Origin of the sequence: Amycolatopsis silviterrae (genome assembly GCF_042684085.1) — a bacterium.
GTDB classification, from domain to species: domain Bacteria; phylum Actinomycetota; class Actinomycetes; order Mycobacteriales; family Pseudonocardiaceae; genus Amycolatopsis; species Amycolatopsis silviterrae.
In genome coordinates this window covers 1-16,401 of sequence record NZ_JBHUKS010000009.1, presented here as the reverse complement: position 1 = coordinate 16,401, position 16,401 = coordinate 1, and the positions used below count along the sequence as shown (strand labels likewise).

Sequence of the window (16,401 nt, the reverse complement as noted above, 5' to 3'; positions counted from 1 at the left end):
TAACGACCTGTGTGCCGCACGGCTCAGTTCGGGATCGGGTCCCCGGCCTTCAGCCGCGGCTTCGGGACGCGCAGCTTGCGGATCTGGCTCGCCCGGACGAACGCGTACCAGCCGACGCCGCGGGTGGCCGTGGCCGGCTCCTTCGGGAAGCGCTCGCGGACCAGCTTGGAGATCTTCCGGCCGTTCACGAAGCCCTCGATGGCCATGACCAGCAGCATCGCCATGCAGACCAGGGTGATGTACTGCTGCACCGCCGGCGCGGGCACCAGCAGCGCGAGGAACACCAGGATCGCCAGCGGCATGAACAGGCCGAGGATGTTGCGCCGGGAGTCGACCAGGTCGCGGACGTACGCCTTGACCGGGCCCTTGTCGCGCGGCGGCAGGTACTTGTCGTCGCCGGACATCATCCGCTCGCGGCGCACGCGGGCGGCTTCCTTGCGGTCTTCCTTGCTGACCGGGTTGGCCTTGCGCAGCTCCTTGTTGCGCTTCATCGCCTCGCGCATGGAGGTGGGCGGCGCCGCGACCGGCCCGCGCCTGCGTCCCTCGGCCTCGCGGCGCTTGGGCGTCGCCTTGCCCTTTCCCGGCGTGTACGACTTGCTCGTGACCGGGGAATCGACGTCGGCGGCCTCGGCCGCGGAGTCGTCGGCGGCGGGGTCAGTGGTGCTTCGGCGCAGGAACCTCACCTCACCAGGGTATTGCAGGCGTCACGGCTTTGTTCACCAGGTCGTTCCATATGCGACGATGGAGGGGAACAGATCGGGCGAGTCGCGTGTTGTAAGTAGGACACGAGATGTACCCGCAGCGAGTTCGACCAAGAGGGAGTGCCATGACGACCGCTGAGCAGACCGGTGCGGCTCAGGCCGAGACCGCCGAGGAGACCCACGGCGTGACGTTGACCGACGCCGCGGCCGCCAAGGCGAAGGCGCTGCTCGAACAGGAGGGCCGCGACGACATGCACCTGCGCATCGCCGTGCAGCCCGGCGGCTGTGCTGGCCTGCGCTACCAGCTGTTCTTCGACGAGCGCACGCTCGACGGCGACCTGTTCCGCGACTTCGACGGCCTGCAGGTCGCGGTCGACCGGATGAGCGCGCCGTACGTTTCCGAGGCCGTGATCGACTTCGTCGACACCATCGAGAAGCAGGGCTTCACGATCGACAACCCGAACGCCTCGGGTTCGTGCGCCTGCGGCGACAGCTTCCACTGAGCCAAGCCGACAACGGGCCCCAGCACATCCGCGCTGGGGCCCGTTGTTGTTTCCGGCTGATCGGCTGAGGCTGGCTCAGACGTAGGCGTCGAGGTCGGCGACCTGCGCGTGGCAGGCGTCGTCGACCGTCCACGGCCGCGCGGCGCGCGGGCGGGGCAGCCGGGCCTGCTCGGCCGCGGGTTCGGGCTGCAGCGTGGACGGGAGATGGGCGCAGTCGGCGATCAGGTCGCCGATGGTTTCCGGTTCGGTCGAGAGGTTCACTCCGGTCACGCTATTCAGCCGAACTTGAACGGGAAACGAGTACCGGCCGGTAGTGTCGTTACGTGGCGCGGAAACTACCCGGAAGGGTCATGACCAGCGGGTAACTTGCGCCGGGGCACGAAAACGACAGCCCATCCACCTCGTGAGGAGAACCGGTGGCAGACAAGCCCAGGATCGCCGTGTCCGGCAGCATCGCGACGGACCATCTGATGCACTTTCCGGGGAGGTTCGCCGAACAGCTCGTCGCCGAGCAGCTGCACCGGGTGTCGCTGAGCTTCCTCGCCGACGACCTCGTCGTGCGCCGCGGCGGCATCGGCGCGAACATCGCCTTCGGCCTCGGCGTGCTCGGCGTGCAGCCGGTGCTGGTCGGAGCCGTCGGCCAGGACTGGGCCGACTACCAGTCGTGGCTGCAGCGGCACGGCGTCGACACCTCGGGCGTGCTGGTGTCCGAGGTCGCGCACACCGCGCGGTTCGTGTGCACCACCGACGAGGACATGTGCCAGATCGCGACGTTCTACGCGGGGGCGATGGCCGAGTCCCGGAACATCGAGATGGGACCGATTTCGGACCGGGTCGGCGGGCTGGGGCTGGTGCTGATCAGCCCGGACGATCCGGAGGGCATGGTCCGGCACGCGCAGGAGTGCCGTCAGCGGGGGTACACGTTCGCGGTTGACCCGTCGCAGCAGCTGGCCCGGATGGACGGGGCGCAGGTGCGTTCGTTCGTCGAGGGGGCCAAGTACCTGTTCAGCAATGACTACGAGTGGGAGTTGCTGCTGCAGAAGACTGGGTGGTCTGAGGCGGACGTCCTGGAGCGCGTTGGGCTGCGGATCACCACGCTGGGGGAGAAGGGCGTGGAGATTGTCGGGAAGGACGGGACTGCGCTGCAGATCGGGGCGGTGCCGGAGCGGGGGAAGGCTGATCCGACTGGGGTCGGGGATGGGTTCCGGGCTGGGTTCTTGGCCGCGATTGATGGCGGGCTTGGGTTGGAGCGGGCGGCGCAGCTGGGGTGTTTGATCGCTGTGCTGGTTTTGGAGACGGTGGGGACGCAGGAGTGGACGCTGGAGCGGGACGGGGCGCTGGCTCGGTTGCGGGAGGCGTTCGGGCCACAGGCGGCTGAGGAGATTGCTGGGGTTTTGCCTGCTTGATCGGCTCGTCGCCTGGCGGCGACGTTGCTTTGAGGAGTGCGTGGGGCACCCCGAAGCCCGATTGTGATGACGGACGGCGGGTGCTTGTCAAGGCGGGAAAGATGCCTTGACAAGCACCCGCCGTCCGCATTTCGGCTTCGTATCGGGGTGCGGGGGTGGTGTGGGTGCACCGCTGGTTGGGTGCGCTGGCTGCGGTTTTAGGGCTGTGAGGGGAACCCTGGGGGAATCTGGGGCTGTGAAGGTTCCCCTCACGGACTGTCAGAGCTTGACCGGGTAGGCCGGTTCCGGGATTTCCGGCTTGATGCGGTGTTCCACGAAGATGCCGTGCCACAGCATGAAGACCAGGAGCGCCCAGAGTTGGCGGCTGCGGTCCAGCTGGCCTGCTTTGTGCTCGTCCAGCAGGGCTAGCACAGCCTTCTTGTCCAGCAGTTCGTCGGTCTTCGAGTCGTTGATGATGCCGCGGGCCCAGTCGTACATCTCGTTGCGCAGCCACAGGCGGATGGGGACGGGGAAGCCCAGCTTCTTCCGGTTCAGGACGTGGCCCGGGATGATCTTCGCCAGGGCCTGGCGCAGGGCGTATTTCGTGGTGCCGTGCGCGAGCTTCTGGTCCAGCGGGATCGAGGCGGCGACCTTGAACACCTCGGCGTCCAGGAACGGCACCCGCAGCTCCAGCGAGTTCGCCATGGTCACCTTGTCCGCCTTGACCAGGATGTCGCCGCGCAGCCAGGTGTAGAGATCCACGTGCTGCATGCGGGCCACCGGGTCCCAGCCCCGGGACACGTCGTACCAAGGCGCGGTGACGTCCTTGAAGCCGACGCCCTCCTGGTACGTCCGCAGCACGGCGCGCAGCTGCTCGTCGCGGAAGTTGCGGGCGTTGCCGTAGTAGCGGTCTTCCAGCGGGAGCGCGCCCCGGCGCAGCAGGTCCTTGCCCCGGGTGCCTTCCGGGATCTTCGTGGACACCTTGCCGATCAGCTTGCGCACGCTGCCCGGGATTTTTTCGAACGGGGCCAGCGAGATCGGCTCGCCGTAGATCGTGTAGCCGCCGAACAGCTCGTCCGCGCCTTCGCCGGACAGCACCGCCTTCACGTGCTTGCGGGCCTCGCGGGCGATGAACCACAGCGGGACCAGCGCCGGGTCGGCCACCGGGTCGTCCAGGTACCAGACGATGAGCGGCAGCGCCTCCATCATCTCGTCCGCCGACACCGTGCGGACCACGTGCTTCACGCCGATCGCGGCGGCCGACTCCGCGGCCACGTCCACCTCGGAGTAGCCCTCGCGCTCGAAGCCAGTGGTGAAGGCGATGAGGTTCGGGTTGTGCTCCTTGGCGAGCGTCGCGGTCGCGGTGGAGTCGATGCCGCCGGACAGGAACGCGCCGACCGTGACGTCCGGGTCGGAGATCATGTGCTTGCCGACCGAGTCGCGCATCACGTCGGCGATGCGCTCGTACAGGGCCTCGGCCTCGGCAGGCCCGTTCACCGGCTTCGCGGCGAACTGCGGGTGGAAGTAGCGGGTGAACTCGGGCTTCCCACCGGGGGAGAGCCGGAACGACGTGCCGGACTCGACGCGGCGGATCTCGGTGTGCAGCGACTCCGGCTCCGGCACGTACTGCAGGACCAGGTAGTGCTGCAGCGCGGTGCGGTCCAGCTCCTGCGCGACGCCGAGCGTGTCCGACAGCTCCAGCAGGCTCTTCTTCTCGCTGGAGAACGCGGTGCCCTTCGGGCCGGCGCTGTAGTAGAGCGGTTTGATCCCGAACGGGTCGCGCGCGCCGAAAACGACCTTTTCCGCCGAATCCCAGATCAGGAACGCGAACATGCCGCGCAGCTTTTCGACCGCTTTGTCCCCGAGGTAGTGATAAGCCGCGACGATCGCCTCGCCGTCGCCTTCAGTGGCGAATTTCGCACCGAATTTTTCGGCCAGCTCGTCGCGCAGCTCGCGGTAGTTGTAGATCTCGCCGTTGAAGTTCAGCGTGTACCGGCCCGGCGCTTCCGGCGGGCCCCACACCAGCGGCTGGTGCGCGTGGTCGACGTCGATGAAGGCGAGCCGGTTGAAGCCGTACACGACCTCGGCATCAGCCCAGGTGTCCTGCTCATCCGGGCCGCGGTGGCGCTGGCAGCGCATCGCCGCGCCGACGCTCGCGCGGGCTTCGGCGGCGTCGTTTTCGGTCGCGCAGATCAGTCCAAGCAGGCCGCACACGCGTACTCACACACCTCAGGGTCGGGCCGGTCCGGGGAAGGGCCCAGTATGCCGGGGCCGGGCCCGCCGCCCGGAATGCGGGTGACGCGCGGCGCAACTGGTCACCCCTTGGTCAGCGGGAGCGGCCAACTCGGCTAGGCTCCGCCTGTCACGAAGATCGGTCGAAGAAGGCCCGGTGTGAGAGGGCCTGTTGGGTGAAAGGGCAGGGCGCAGTGGGAAAACCAGAGCGCACCCCGGTGGGTAAGCGGGTCGGGCGTGTCGCCGCGCTGGCCGTGCTGGTGGCGCTGACCGCGACGGGCTGCTCGGGAGACGAGATCCTCCGCTTCGGCTGGCCCAAGGGCGTCACGCCGCAGGCCGACCAGATGCGCACCCTCTGGACGTGGACGGTCATCGCCGCGCTCGTCGTCGGCGCGATCGTGTGGGCCCTGATCTTCTGGACCGCGATCTTCCACCGCAAGAAGAAGGGCGCCGCCGCCGAGGGTCCCGAGGACCTCCCGCGCCAGTTCCAGTACAACATCCCGCTGGAGATCTTCACGGTCGTCCTCCCGACGATCATGGTCTGCGTGCTGTTCTTCTTCACCGCGACGACCGAGAGCAAGGTCCTCGACAAGAAGCCGAACCCGGACGTGGTCGTCGACGTCGTCGCCTTCCAGTGGAACTGGGAGTTCAAGTACGAGGGCGACCAGGCCAAGCGCCCCGACGGCACCCAGGTGAGCACCGTCGGCTCCTCCGGCGAGATCCCGCTGCTCGTGCTGCCGACGAACAAGACGATCGAGTACCGGCTCCGCTCGACGGACGTCATCCACTCGTTCTGGGTCCCCGAGTTCAACTTCAAGCGCGACGTGATGCCGGACCCGGAGAAGAACAACCAGGACAGCTCGTTCCAGAACTCGATCGACCGCGAGGGCTCGTTCGTCGGCCGCTGCGCCGAGCTGTGCGGGACGTACCATTCGGTGATGAACTTCGAGGTGCGGGCGCTGTCCCCGGACAAGTACGACCAGTACCTCAAGCTGCGCACCGAGACGAACGCGAAGACCGGCAAGCCGAACACCGCGTCCGAGGCGCTGGCGTCGATGAACTGCGGCGAGCTGTGCAGCCCGTACGCGGTGACCACGAAGCCGTTCAACACCGACCGCACCGCGCGCACCGCGTCCAACTGACGGCGAACCAGAAGGAGCAGGGGACCAATCCCATGAAGGTCGAAGCCCGGATTTTCTACATGGTGGCGGGGTTTGCCGTCCTCATGACCGCCGTCTACTGGGTCATGACCGCGCTCTTCACCACCGACCAGAAGGCCGAGCCGGTCGGCATCGTCGCGCTGTTCCTGACCGGCGGCCTCGCGTTCCTCGCCGGCAGCTACATGCAGTTCGTGTCCCGCCGGATCGAGGAGCGCCCGGAGGACCGCGAGGACGCCGAGATCAGCGACGGGGCAGGCGAGCTGGGCTTCTTCAGCCCGGGCAGCTACTGGCCGGTCGCGCTGGCCGCGGCGGCCGGGCTGGCCGGCCTCGCGCTCGCGTTCTTCCACATCTGGCTGCTGGTGATGGCGCTCGTGGCGCTGCTCATCGCCGTGGGCGGACTGGTGTTCGAGTACCACACCGGCCCGGACCACGACTGAGCCTTTCCGCTTCACCGCGACGCCCGGCTGGGGATTCCCGGCCGGGCGTCGCGCATTTCCGCCTTCGTGCGCTGCGGGGCCAGCGCGGCGGCGAGCACCGCCAGCATCCCCAGCCCTTCGGCCCAGGTGAGCCGGTGGCCGAAGGCGAGCATGTCCACCACCACCGCGACCACCGGGTACAGGTACGACAGCAATGCCACGGTCGTGGTCGGCAGCTTGCCGATGCTCGCGTACATCAGCACGTACATCACCGCGGTGTGCACCGTTCCCAGCAGCAGGAGCCACAGCAGTCCCGGAGCCGAACTCGGCAGCGGCGTGAACAGCAGCGCGGGGGCGAGCACGATCGCACCGACCGTCAGTTGTACCGCCGCGAGCAGGTGCGGCCGGATGTGCTTGAGCTGCTTCGCGATGAAGGACGCACCGGCGTAGAGCAAGGCCGCGCCGAGCGCGAGCGCGATGCCCGCGAACCGCACTGGTTGCCCGTCATCGCCTTGTGCGGAAAGGGAAATCACCACTACTCCGGCGAACGCGACGCCGGCCCGCGCGAGGTGTGAGCGGCCGACCTTCTCGCCGAGGAACATCGCCGCCATGCCGACCAGGATCAGCGGTTGGGTGTGGTAGACGACAGTGCTGACGCCGATGGACGACAGCGAGTAGGACGCGAACAGCAGCACCCAGTTGCCGACCAGCAGAAGCCCGCCGGCGACGGCGAGCAGCAGGTCGCGCCGCGTGGGCCGCCAGTCGCGGAACCAGCCGCGGGCCAGCGACCACACGACCAGCAGGACGCCGCCGACGAGGCAGCGGGCGAACGCGACCGCCGGGGCCGCCGCGCCGCTTTCGAGCACGACCGCGCCGATCGTTCCGGACAACGCCATCGCGGCGGACCACTGCAGGACCGGGCGGGATTCGGGGTTCTTCATGCGACCCAGATTCGTCTTCGCGGCGGCGCTCAACCAGTGTCAGAGATGACAATGACCGCAAAACTTGTGACATCCTGGGCGGTATGGACGTGCAACGGGTCGCCGTACTGCTCGCGGACCGGGTTTCACCGTTCGAGCTGGGGGTCGCGTGCGAGGTGTTCGGCACCGACCGCAGCGCGGACGGCATGCCCGGCTGGGACTTCGGCGTGTGCTCGCCGGGCGGGGCGGATGTGGCCAGCTGGTCCGGTTTCGGCCTCGCCGGACTGCGGGACCTCGGCTTCGCGGCGTCGGCGGATTTGGTGATTGTGCCCACCCAAGCGCCGCGCACCGAGCCGCCGCCGGAGCCGTTGCTGGACGCGTTGCGGGCCGCCCGGGAGCGCGGCGCGTGGGTGGCCGGGTTCTGCGCGGGCGTGTTTTCCCTTGGCTACGCGGGACTTTTGGACGATCGCCGCTGCACGGTGCACTGGATCTACGAGCCGGAGTTCCGCCGTCTGTTCCCGTCTGCCGAGGTGGACCCGCAGGCGCTCTACGCGGATGACGACGGCGTGTTCACCAGCGCCGGGACGGTCGCTGCCGTGGACCTGTGCCTGCATCTGGTGCGCCGGCTGCGCGGAGTCGCGGCGGCGACGGCGCTGGCCCGGCGGATGGTGGCCGCACCGCATCGCGCTGGCGGGCAGGCGCAGTTCGTGCAGGCCCCGGTGCCCGCGACGGCCGCACCGGACGACGCGGTGGTCGCCGAGGCACTCGAATGGGTGGAACGGCGGCTGGATCAGCCGTTCACGGTCGCGGAGCTGGCTCGCCGCAGCGGGCTGGGGGAGCGGACGTTCCTGCGCCGGTTCTCCGCCGCCACCGGGACGACGCCGCATCGCTGGCTGACCGAACGCCGCCTCGACCGGGCGCAGGCGCTGCTGGAGGAGGGTTCTCTGTCGGTCGAGGACATCGCCGCGGCGTGCGGGTACGCGTCGGCGGCGGCGCTGCGGCACCAGTTTTCGCGTAAGCGTTCGACTACGCCGAGCGCTTACCGGACCGCCTTCCGCTCGTGACCGCCTCGGCCCGAACCGCCCCAACGCCACATTGGGTGCGTGAGATGCACCCAATGTGGCGTTGGTTGCGTTGAGCGCACCCAATGTGGCGTTCGGTGCGTCAGATGCACCCAATGCCACATTGGGGTCGCGGTCGAGGTCAGCGCTCAGCCGAGGAGAACGCGATCCACCGGTCCAGCAGCGCCGCTGCCGCACCGTTGTCGATGGCCTGGCGTGCTCGGTCCAGCCCGGCCGCCAGGTCGTCCTCGAGCGAATCGGAGAAGCCCTCGAACGCGGCCAGCGCGGCGGCGGCGTTCAGCACCACCGCGTCGCGCACCGGGCCGGTCTTGCCGCTCACCAGTTCCCGGACGACCTCCGCGTTCGCCGCCGCGTCGCCGCCGCGCAGGCCCTCGGCCGTCGCGCGCGGGATGTCGAGCGACAGCGGGTCGAGGGTGCGTTCGGTCACCGTGCCGCCGGAGACCACCAGCACCGACGTGGTCGTGGTGGTGGTGATCTCGTCGAGCCCGTCGTCGCCGCGGGCCACCAGCACCGACATCCCGCGCCCGGCGAAGATCTCCGCCAGTGCATGGGTTTTGTCGGCGTAGGCGCAGCCGATCAGCGCGCTTTGCGGCTGCGCCGGGTTGGTGAGCGGGCCCAGCAGGTTGAACGTGGTCGGCACGCCCAGTTCGCGCCGCGGCGGGCCGGTGTGCCGGAACGCCGGGTGGAACGCCGGCGCGAAGCAGAACCCGATGCCGATCTCCTCGAGCGAGGCGAGCACCGCCTCCGGCGGGAGGTCGATCTTCACGCCGAGGGTTTCCAGCACGTCGGCCGCGCCGGACTTCGACGACGCGCTCCGGTTGCCGTGCTTGGCCACCGGCGCGCCCGCCGCCGCCGTGACGATCGTCGCCATCGTGGAGATGTTCACCGAGTTCGACCGGTCGCCGCCGGTGCCGACGATGTCCACCGCCGGGCGGCTCAGCGTGATCCGCCGGGCGTGCGACAGCATCGCGCCGGCCATGCCGGAGATCTCCGCGGGCGTTTCGCCCTTGGCGCGCAGCGCGACCGCGAAGCCGCCGATCTGCGCCTGCCCGGCGCTGCCGGACATGATCTGGTCCATCGCCCACGCCGTGTCCTCCGCGGACAGGTCCTCGCCGGCGATGAGCCGGGTGAGCAGCGCGGACCAGGTGTGCGGGGTGGCGCCCACCGGGCTCAGCCGCCGTTGACGGCGGGGACCCGCCCGGCGCGCAGCACGCCGGCGACGGTCTCCGCCGCGGTCAGCGGGTCGAGCGGGTGCACCAGCACGGCGTCGGCCAGCGCCCAGGTGGCGAGCCATCGGTCGTCGCGGCGGCGGACGGCCACGACCACCGGCGGGCAGTCGTCGATCTCGTGCTTGAGCTGGCGGGTCAGGCCGATGCCGCCGGTCGGCTGCGCCTCGCCGTCGAGGATCGCGAGGTCGACCGAGCCCGCGTCCATTTCGGCGAGCACGTCGGCGATGCCGGCCGCCTCGACCCACTCGACGCGGCCGAGGTCGGCCGCCGGGCGCCTGCCGACGGCGTTCATGATCGCCTCGCGGACCTCGGCCTTGTGGCTGAACACCAGGATCCGCTGGGACTGCTCGCTCATTGAGCACGCCTCCGTCTCGTCACGGGTGGAACAGCCGCGATCGTATCCGCCGAGACGCATCTCACGCGGACGCGGTGGGCGAGTCACCCGGTTGCCGCGCCTCCCAGCCCGGCGCGTCGCCGCCGAGCCGCTGCGCCAGCCCGGCCATCCGGGACCGTTCCTGGGCGCAGTGCAGGGCGTCGAGCACCTGCACCCGCCGGGCGTGCGCGCGCACCCGGTCGCCGTCGCGGCTCTGCTCGCGCAGGTCGTAGCCGTCCTGCGCGAGAATCGCCGCCGCCTCTTCGATCCGGTCCGCCGGAAGCACGAGGTGGTGCACCAGCACCGCGGGCGCTTCGCTTGCCCAGCCGGGTGAATCGGCGAGCACCGCGGAGTCCGCGACGGCCGGATCGAACGCCGCGACGACGGTCCGCAGACCGGGCGCGTCCGGGTCGAGAACCGCGTTTTCCGGCTTTCTCACCAGGTCACGGAGCTTCTCCAGCCAACTCACGAGTAGCTCCTTCCGCCGCGTGCCCGCGTCTCGCGCGCGGGTGTGACGCGAAGCTCCCACGACCCGCCGCAGACCCGGCGGGCGGGGTGCGGTCGCGAGAGGACATAATGCGATCCGTGACAACGGCAGCTCCCACCATCAGCCAGCGGGTCCACTCGCTGAACCGGCCGAACATGGTCAGTGTCGGCACCGTCGTGTGGCTGTCCAGCGAACTGATGTTCTTCGCCGGACTGTTCGCCATGTTCTTCACCGTCAAGGCGCAGAACCCGGCCGGGGCGTCCTGGCCGCCGCCGTTGCACGGCGAGGAGTTCCACCTCAACGTCGCGTACGCGATCCCGTTCACGGTGATCCTCGTGCTGTCGTCGCTGACCTGCCAGTTCGGCGTGTTCGCCGCGGAGCGGGGCGACGTCTACGGCCTGCGGCGCTGGTACATCGTGACGCTGATCATGGGCGCGATCTTCGTGGCCGGGCAGGGCAACGAGTACCTGAACCTGATCGACGAGGGCCTCACGATCCCGTCCGGCCCGTTCGGCACGGTGTTCTACCTCGCGACCGGTTTCCACGGCCTGCACGTGATCGGCGGGCTCGTCGCCTTCGTGTTCCTGCTGATCCGCACGAAGCTCAGCAAGTTCACTCCGGCACAGGCCACCTCGGCGATCGTCGTGTCGTACTACTGGCACTTCGTCGACATCGTGTGGGTCGGCCTCTTCGCGGTGATCTACATCCTCCCCTGATCTCCGCACCGCCCACCACAAAACGGCCTGAACTGACAGCAAGGGTTGCCGCAAGATGACCACCAGCACCAAATCCTCGGAGCGCCGGTTCCGCGCGCGCTCGAAGATGCGCAGGCGCCTCGCGGGCGTGCTCGCACTCGGCGTCGCCCTGGTGGGGGCCGGCGCCCTGTACGCCGTCTTCGCCCCGGAACCGCAGACCGCGCAGGCACAAGGCGACCCGGCGCTGCTGCGCCAGGGCGAGCAGGTCTACAACAACACCTGCATCGAATGCCACGGCGCGAACCTCGAGGGCGTCAAGGACCGCGGTCCGAGCCTCATCGGCATCGGCGACGCGGCCGTCTACTTCCAGACTTCCTCCGGCCGGATGCCCGCGGTGCGCCAGGAGGCGCAGGCCGCCCGCAAGCCGCCGAAGCTGACCCCGAGCGAGATCGACGCGGTCGGCGCCTACGTGCAGGCGCACGGCGGCGGCGCGCAGCGCCCGGAGGAGCGCGGCGAGGCGCTGCGCGGCAACGACCCGGCGCGCGGCGGCGAGCTGTTCCGGCTCAACTGCGCGTCGTGCCACAACTTCACCGGCCGCGGGGGCGCGCTGTCGGCGGGCAAGTACGCGCCGCCGCTCGACCCGGCCACCGAGGAGCAGATCTACGACGCGATGCTCACCGGCCCGCAGAACATGCCGAAGTTCTCCGACCGCCAGCTCAGCGCCGAGGAGAAGAAGGACATCATCGCCTACGTCAAGTCGGTGTCCGACGGCAACAACGACCCGGGCGGCAACGGTCTCGGCGGGGTCGGCCCCGCCTCCGAAGGCGTCATCGCCTTCGTCGTCGGAATCGCCGCGCTCGTCGGCATTACGCTGTGGATTGGATCGAAGGCATGAGTGCCGAAGGGCCCCAGCCGCCCTCGGAGGCGGAGCTGGCTGAGATGGACCGCGACGAGCTGCTCAAGCTCGGCGGTCAGCTGGACGGCGTCGAAATCGTCGACTACCCCGAGCCGTGGCCGGTCAAGGACACCCGCGCGGAGCGGCGCGCCCAGCGCGTCGTCGCGTTCTGGTTCGCCCTGTCCGCGCTCGCCGGGCTGGCGTTCGTGGTCGTCATGGCCTGGCCGAAGTGGTGGGAGTACAAGGACCCGAGCGACCCGAGCGGGCACGCGACCTACAGCCTCTACACCCCGGCGCTGGGCGTCACGCTCGGCCTCGCGGTGCTGGCGCTCGGCATCGGCGTGATCCTCTACACCAAGAAGTTCGTCCCGCACGAGACCGCGGTGCAGCAGCGCAGCGACGGCCCGTCCGCGGAGGTCGACCGGGCCACCATCCTGGCCCACCTCGCCGACGCCGGGACCCGCAACGGCATCGCCCGCCGGTCGCTGATCAAGCGCACCGCCGGCGCTGGCGCGGGCGCGCTCGGCCTCGCGGTGGCGGCGCTGCCGATCGCGTCCTTCATCAAGGACCCGTGGAAGGACACCGAGAACAAGGACGGCCTCTGGCACACCGGATGGCTGCCGAACTTCCCGGGCGAGAAGGTCTACCTGCGGCGCAACACCGGCAACCTCGAAGAGGACGTCAAGAACGGCGTCGCGCTGGTCAAGGCCGAGGACCTCGACGCGGGCGCGATGGAGACGGTCTTCCCCTACCGCGAGTCGGAGAAGGGCGACGAGAAGAAGCTGGGCGCGGCCCTGATGCGGGTCGACAACCCGGTCATGCTCATCCGGCTGCGCCCGACCGACGCCGCGCGCGTGGTCAAGCGCAAGGGCCAGGAAGACTACAACTTCGGCGACTACTACGCGTACACGAAGATCTGCAGCCACGTCGGCTGCCCGACCTCCCTGTACGAGCAGCGCACGAACCGCATCCTCTGCCCGTGCCACCAGTCGCAGTTCGACGCCCTGCACTACGCGAAGCCGATTTTCGGCCCGGCGACGCGTCCGCTGGCCCAGCTTCCGATCACGGTTGACGAAGAGGGATACTTGATCGCGAAGGGCGACTTCAACGAGGCCATCGGACCGGCCTTCTGGGAGCGTAAGTCATGAGTTCTCTCACCACGCCGACCAAGGGCACGAGCGCACTCCAGAAGCACCTTGGCGAGGCCGCGGACAACGCGGACCAGCGGTACAAGCTGGCCAAGGGCCTGCGGCACCAGATGAACAAGGTGTTCCCGACCCACTGGTCCTTCCTGCTGGGCGAGATCGCCCTGTACAGCTTCATCGTCATCCTGCTGTCCGGGGTGTACCTGACGCTGTTCTTCGACCCCTCCATGCAGGAGGTCACCTACCACGGCAGCTTCACGAACATGCAGGGCATGCAGATGTCCCAGGCGTTCAAGACGACGCTGGACATCTCGTTCGACGTGCGCGGCGGCCTGTTCGTGCGGCAGCTGCACCACTGGGCGGCGCTGATCTTCGTCGCGTCGATGATGGTGCACATGCTCCGGATCTTCTTCACCGGCGCGTTCCGCAAGCCGCGCGAGGCGAACTGGGTCATCGGCGGCCTGCTGCTGATCCTGGGCATGTTCGAGGGCTTCTTCGGCTACTCGCTGCCGGACGACCTGCTGTCGGGCACCGGCATCCGGGCGACCCTGTCCGGCATCGTGCTGTCGGTGCCGGTGGCGGGCACCTGGATCCACTGGGCGCTGTTCGGCGGTGAGTTCCCCGGCGACCAGATCATCCCGCGGCTCTACACGCTGCACATCCTGCTGGTCCCGGGCATCATGCTGGCGCTGGTCGGCGCGCACCTGGCGCTGGTCTGGTACCAGAAGCACACCCAGTTCCCGGGCGTGCGGCGCAAGGAGACCAACGTCGTCGGCGTGCGGATCATGCCGTACTTCGCCCTCAAGGGCGGCGCGTTCTTCACCCTGGTCGTGGGCGTGCTGGCGCTGATGTCCGGCCTGTTCCAGATCAACCCGGTGTGGAACTTCGGGCCGTACAACCCGTCGATGGTGTCCGCGGGGTCCCAGCCGGACTTCTACATGGCCTGGGCCGACGGCATGCTCCGGATCTGGCCCGCCTGGGAGGTCTACCTAGGGAACTACACGATCCCGGCGGTGTTCTTCCCCGGCGCGATCGGCATGCCGATCCTGTTCGCGCTGCTGCTCGGGTATCCGTTCCTGGAACGCAAGCTGTCCAAGGACAACGCGGCGCACAACCTGCTCCAGCGGCCGCGCGACGCACCGGTCCGCACCGCGCTGGGCATGATGGCGCTCGGGTTCTTCGCGGTGATCGAGCTGTCCGGCTTCAACGACATCATCGCCGACCAGTTCGACATCTCGCTGAACGCGACGACGTGGGCAGGGCGCATCGGCGTGCTGATCGTGCCGCCGCTGGCGTACTACTTCACCTACCGGATCTGCCTTGGCCTGCAGCGGTCCGACCGGGAGGTGCTGGAGCACGGCGTCGAGACCGGCATCATCAAGCGGCTGCCGCACGGCGAGTTCATCGAGATCCACCAGCCGCTGGGCGGCACGGACAGCCACGGCCACGCGGTCCCGCTCGAGTACCAGGGCGCGTCGGTGCCGAAGAAGATGAACAAGCTCGGCACCGCCGGCCACGCCGTCCCTGGCTCGATGTGGACGCCGGACCCGGCGGAGGAGACGAAGGCGCTCGACCGCGCTCGGGGCAATGGCCACGGGAACGGCAAGGCGCAGGTCGAAGGGTCCGAGGAGTCGACCGAGGTCGGTTCCGGGCACTGAGTCCCTGGGTCCCTTGGGCCCGCAGAACGCCGGAAGGCCCCTTCCTCATCGCGAGGGAGGGGCCTTCTTGCATGCGTGGCCGGGGTTCAGAGCCGGAGGCGGGCGACGATTTCGTCCTCGTCCATCTGGCCGGTCGGCTGGAAGCCGAGCCGTTCGTAGAAGGGCCCGGGGCTGTGCTTGCCGGGCATCCAGCTGACCGTCACGGATTCGGCGTCGCGGCGGCGCGCTTCGGCCAGCACCGCTTCGACGGCGAACCGGCCGTAGCCCTTTTTCTGGTGTTTGGCGGCGATGTTCAGCCGCCAGAGATAGCTGCGGTAGTAGTCGGTCGGGTTGTCCGGGTCGAAGGCGGCCATGACGAAGCCGACGAGTTTCTTCCCGGCGTAGATCAGCCTCGGCCAGGCAACGTCGTGCTGGACGTAGGCTTCGGCGAGCGAGCAGGCGACCGAGGCTACGTAGTCCCGCTGGTGCTTCGCCACTTTGAGATCGCAGGCGTCTTCCACATTGTCGACCGTGACTTCGACCAGTCTCGGGGTCGTCATGCGAAATACGGTAGCGCGGCCGGCGCGGTTCAGAGCCGGATGCGGGCGACGACCTCGCCCTCGTGGACCTGGCCGGTGGGCTGGAAACCCAGCTTCCGGTAGAAGGGCCCGGGGCTGTGCTCGCCCGGAACCCAGAGCACCGTCGCTGATTCGGCGCCGCGGCGGCGGGCTTCGCCCAGCACTGCCTCGACGGCGAACTGGCCGTAGCCCTTTTTCTGGTGCTCGGCGGCGATGTTCAGCCGCCAGATGCCGCAGCGGAAGTAGTCGATCGGGCAGCCTGGGTCGAAGGCGGCCATGACGAAGCCGACGAGGTCGTCTCCGGCGTAGACCAGCCTCGGCCAGGCGACCTCCGGCTGTGCGTAGGCCTCGGCCAGCGAACGGGCTACCGGAGCGACGTAGTGCTCCTGGTGCGGGGCCACCGCGAGATCGCAGGCCGCGCCCACGTTGTCGCGAGTGACCTCGGCCAGCCGCAGTGTCTTCATGCCCCCGGACGTTAGCCCGGGGGTCCGACAATTCCGGTCAGGTCCGGTCAGGCTCCTTCGACGCCGATCTCGAACGCGGAGTCGGTGTCGGCGCGCGAGTAGGACCGGAACGCGATGTGGGTGACGGTGTCGAGCACGCCGCGGACCTTGCCGATGCGGCCGGGGATCAGGTCGGCGAGGTCTTCGTGGGCCTGCACGCGCACGGTGGCGATGAGGTCGACGTCCCCGGCGCACGAGTAGACCTCGGACACCTGGTCGAGGTCCGCGATCGCCTGCGCGGCCTGCGGGATCTCCTCGGCCTCTACGTTGATCAGCACGATCGCCGTGATCACAGCGTTCCTCCCACTTGCTGGCGGTAACTCCTCGAGCGCGATCGTAGCCGGGAACGGGCTCGCGCACGTCGCGGCGGGGCATCGGGAGCGGCTTGCGGTCCGTGAAGGACTCCTTGAGGGAATCAGATTCCCTCAAGGAGTCCTAATGGGTTGTGTTCGGGTCTGTT

General features: G+C 69.1%; 19 protein-coding genes. 9 read left to right on the top strand and 10 right to left on the bottom strand.

Annotation, left to right across the window (positions count from 1 at the left end):
* Window positions 1–23: 23 nt before the first annotated feature.
* Window positions 24–683, bottom strand: a complete 660-nt coding sequence (locus ACFSVL_RS14540; RefSeq protein ID WP_378304324.1) for a DUF3043 domain-containing protein — start codon at window positions 681–683, stop codon at window positions 24–26.
* A 143-nt stretch (window positions 684–826) separates the two neighbouring features.
* Between ACFSVL_RS14540 and ACFSVL_RS14535 the strand changes: the two genes are divergently transcribed.
* Window positions 827–1,204: a HesB/IscA family protein gene (locus tag ACFSVL_RS14535; RefSeq protein WP_378304322.1), complete on the top strand. Its 378-nt coding sequence runs from the start codon at window positions 827–829 to the stop codon at window positions 1,202–1,204.
* A gap of 75 nt (window positions 1,205–1,279) precedes the next feature.
* On the opposite strand, the gene ACFSVL_RS14530 is transcribed toward ACFSVL_RS14535, so the two are convergent.
* The gene (locus ACFSVL_RS14530; RefSeq protein WP_378304320.1) at window positions 1,280–1,465 is read right to left on the bottom strand and encodes a hypothetical protein; all 186 of its coding nucleotides are present in this window, start codon (window positions 1,463–1,465) and stop codon (window positions 1,280–1,282) included.
* A gap of 155 nt (window positions 1,466–1,620) precedes the next feature.
* Here ACFSVL_RS14530 and ACFSVL_RS14525 point away from each other — a divergent pair, with 155 nt between their 5' ends.
* Window positions 1,621–2,610 (top strand): carbohydrate kinase family protein, encoded by a 990-nt coding sequence (locus ACFSVL_RS14525; protein ID WP_378304318.1) that lies wholly within the window; start codon window positions 1,621–1,623, stop codon window positions 2,608–2,610.
* A 258-nt stretch (window positions 2,611–2,868) separates the two neighbouring features.
* Here ACFSVL_RS14525 and asnB read toward each other — a convergent pair whose 3' ends face one another.
* A complete protein-coding gene (gene asnB, locus ACFSVL_RS14520) occupies window positions 2,869–4,803 on the bottom strand; it encodes an asparagine synthase (glutamine-hydrolyzing) (RefSeq protein WP_378304316.1) in 1,935 nt (644 codons plus the stop codon).
* Window positions 4,804–5,015: 212 nt separating this feature from the next.
* On the opposite strand from asnB, the gene ctaC reads away from it, so the two are divergent.
* A complete protein-coding gene (ctaC, locus tag ACFSVL_RS14515; RefSeq protein ID WP_378304314.1) occupies window positions 5,016–5,963 on the top strand; it encodes an aa3-type cytochrome oxidase subunit II in 948 nt (315 codons plus the stop codon).
* Between the two features lie 32 nt (window positions 5,964–5,995).
* Window positions 5,996–6,418, top strand: coding sequence for a cytochrome c oxidase subunit 4 (locus tag ACFSVL_RS14510; RefSeq protein ID WP_378304312.1), 423 nt, complete (start codon window positions 5,996–5,998; stop codon window positions 6,416–6,418).
* An 11-nt stretch (window positions 6,419–6,429) separates the two neighbouring features.
* On the opposite strand, the gene ACFSVL_RS14505 is transcribed toward ACFSVL_RS14510, so the two are convergent.
* Complete coding sequence (locus tag ACFSVL_RS14505; protein ID WP_378304310.1) at window positions 6,430–7,338, bottom strand: DMT family transporter; 909 nt, start codon at window positions 7,336–7,338, stop codon at window positions 6,430–6,432.
* 83 nt (window positions 7,339–7,421) lie between these two features.
* On the opposite strand from ACFSVL_RS14505, the gene ACFSVL_RS14500 reads away from it, so the two are divergent.
* A complete protein-coding gene (locus tag ACFSVL_RS14500; RefSeq protein ID WP_378304308.1) occupies window positions 7,422–8,381 on the top strand; it encodes a GlxA family transcriptional regulator in 960 nt (319 codons plus the stop codon).
* Between the two features lie 139 nt (window positions 8,382–8,520).
* On the opposite strand, the gene trpD is transcribed toward ACFSVL_RS14500, so the two are convergent.
* The 3 genes from trpD to ACFSVL_RS14485 form a co-directional block, all read right to left on the bottom strand.
* Entirely contained in the window at window positions 8,521–9,564 is a 1,044-nt protein-coding gene (trpD, locus tag ACFSVL_RS14495; RefSeq protein WP_378304307.1) for an anthranilate phosphoribosyltransferase, read from the bottom strand.
* A gap of 5 nt (window positions 9,565–9,569) precedes the next feature.
* Window positions 9,570–9,983 (bottom strand): hypothetical protein, encoded by a 414-nt coding sequence (locus ACFSVL_RS14490; protein WP_378304305.1) that lies wholly within the window; start codon window positions 9,981–9,983, stop codon window positions 9,570–9,572.
* 61 nt (window positions 9,984–10,044) lie between these two features.
* Window positions 10,045–10,470, bottom strand: a complete 426-nt coding sequence (locus ACFSVL_RS14485; protein WP_378304303.1) for a ribonuclease E inhibitor RraB — start codon at window positions 10,468–10,470, stop codon at window positions 10,045–10,047.
* A gap of 107 nt (window positions 10,471–10,577) precedes the next feature.
* On the opposite strand from ACFSVL_RS14485, the gene ctaE reads away from it, so the two are divergent.
* From ctaE to qcrB, 4 genes are read left to right on the top strand one after another with little or no spacing between them, the layout of a single operon-like run.
* Window positions 10,578–11,204, top strand: a complete 627-nt coding sequence (gene ctaE / locus ACFSVL_RS14480; RefSeq protein ID WP_378304301.1) for an aa3-type cytochrome oxidase subunit III — start codon at window positions 10,578–10,580, stop codon at window positions 11,202–11,204.
* Between the two features lie 55 nt (window positions 11,205–11,259).
* Window positions 11,260–12,078 carry a cytochrome bc1 complex diheme cytochrome c subunit gene (gene qcrC / locus ACFSVL_RS14475; protein WP_378304299.1) on the top strand — a complete coding sequence of 273 codons (819 nt, stop codon included), beginning with the start codon at window positions 11,260–11,262 and terminating at the stop codon, window positions 12,076–12,078.
* Window positions 12,075–13,226, top strand: coding sequence for a cytochrome bc1 complex Rieske iron-sulfur subunit (gene qcrA / locus ACFSVL_RS14470; protein WP_378304297.1), 1,152 nt, complete (start codon window positions 12,075–12,077; stop codon window positions 13,224–13,226). Before qcrC ends, qcrA begins: the two co-directional genes overlap by 4 nt.
* Window positions 13,223–14,881 (top strand): cytochrome bc1 complex cytochrome b subunit, encoded by a 1,659-nt coding sequence (qcrB, locus tag ACFSVL_RS14465; protein ID WP_378304296.1) that lies wholly within the window; start codon window positions 13,223–13,225, stop codon window positions 14,879–14,881. The genes qcrA and qcrB overlap by 4 nt, the downstream gene beginning before the upstream one ends.
* Before the next feature lie 86 nt (window positions 14,882–14,967).
* Here qcrB and ACFSVL_RS14460 read toward each other — a convergent pair whose 3' ends face one another.
* The 3 genes from ACFSVL_RS14460 to ACFSVL_RS14450 are packed head-to-tail and all read right to left on the bottom strand — an operon-like array spanning window position 14,968 to window position 16,234.
* Complete coding sequence (locus ACFSVL_RS14460) at window positions 14,968–15,420, bottom strand: GNAT family N-acetyltransferase (RefSeq protein WP_378304294.1); 453 nt, start codon at window positions 15,418–15,420, stop codon at window positions 14,968–14,970.
* Between the two features lie 29 nt (window positions 15,421–15,449).
* On the bottom strand, window positions 15,450–15,902 hold the full coding sequence (locus ACFSVL_RS14455; RefSeq protein WP_378304292.1) for a GNAT family N-acetyltransferase: 453 nt from the start codon (window positions 15,900–15,902) through the stop codon (window positions 15,450–15,452).
* Window positions 15,903–15,949: 47 nt separating this feature from the next.
* Entirely contained in the window at window positions 15,950–16,234 is a 285-nt protein-coding gene (locus tag ACFSVL_RS14450) for an Lrp/AsnC family transcriptional regulator (protein WP_009074830.1), read from the bottom strand.
* Between the last annotated feature and the right edge of the window lie 167 nt (window positions 16,235–16,401).

Coding starts and splice junctions, on each gene's coding strand:
- ACFSVL_RS14535 (WP_378304322.1), top strand. CDS start 827: ATGACGACCGCTGAGCAGACCGGTGCGGCTCAGGCCGAGACCGCCGAG.
- ACFSVL_RS14510 (WP_378304312.1), top strand. CDS start 5,996: ATGAAGGTCGAAGCCCGGATTTTCTACATGGTGGCGGGGTTTGCCGTC.
- ACFSVL_RS14505 (WP_378304310.1), bottom strand. CDS start 7,338: ATGAAGAACCCCGAATCCCGCCCGGTCCTGCAGTGGTCCGCCGCGATG.
- ACFSVL_RS14500 (WP_378304308.1), top strand. CDS start 7,422: ATGGACGTGCAACGGGTCGCCGTACTGCTCGCGGACCGGGTTTCACCG.
- ACFSVL_RS14490 (WP_378304305.1), bottom strand. CDS start 9,983: ATGAGCGAGCAGTCCCAGCGGATCCTGGTGTTCAGCCACAAGGCCGAG.
- ctaE (WP_378304301.1), top strand. CDS start 10,578: ATGCGATCCGTGACAACGGCAGCTCCCACCATCAGCCAGCGGGTCCAC.
- qcrC (WP_378304299.1), top strand. CDS start 11,260: ATGACCACCAGCACCAAATCCTCGGAGCGCCGGTTCCGCGCGCGCTCG.
- qcrA (WP_378304297.1), top strand. CDS start 12,075: ATGAGTGCCGAAGGGCCCCAGCCGCCCTCGGAGGCGGAGCTGGCTGAG.
- qcrB (WP_378304296.1), top strand. CDS start 13,223: ATGAGTTCTCTCACCACGCCGACCAAGGGCACGAGCGCACTCCAGAAG.
- ACFSVL_RS14460 (WP_378304294.1), bottom strand. CDS start 15,420: ATGACGACCCCGAGACTGGTCGAAGTCACGGTCGACAATGTGGAAGAC.
- ACFSVL_RS14455 (WP_378304292.1), bottom strand. CDS start 15,902: ATGAAGACACTGCGGCTGGCCGAGGTCACTCGCGACAACGTGGGCGCG.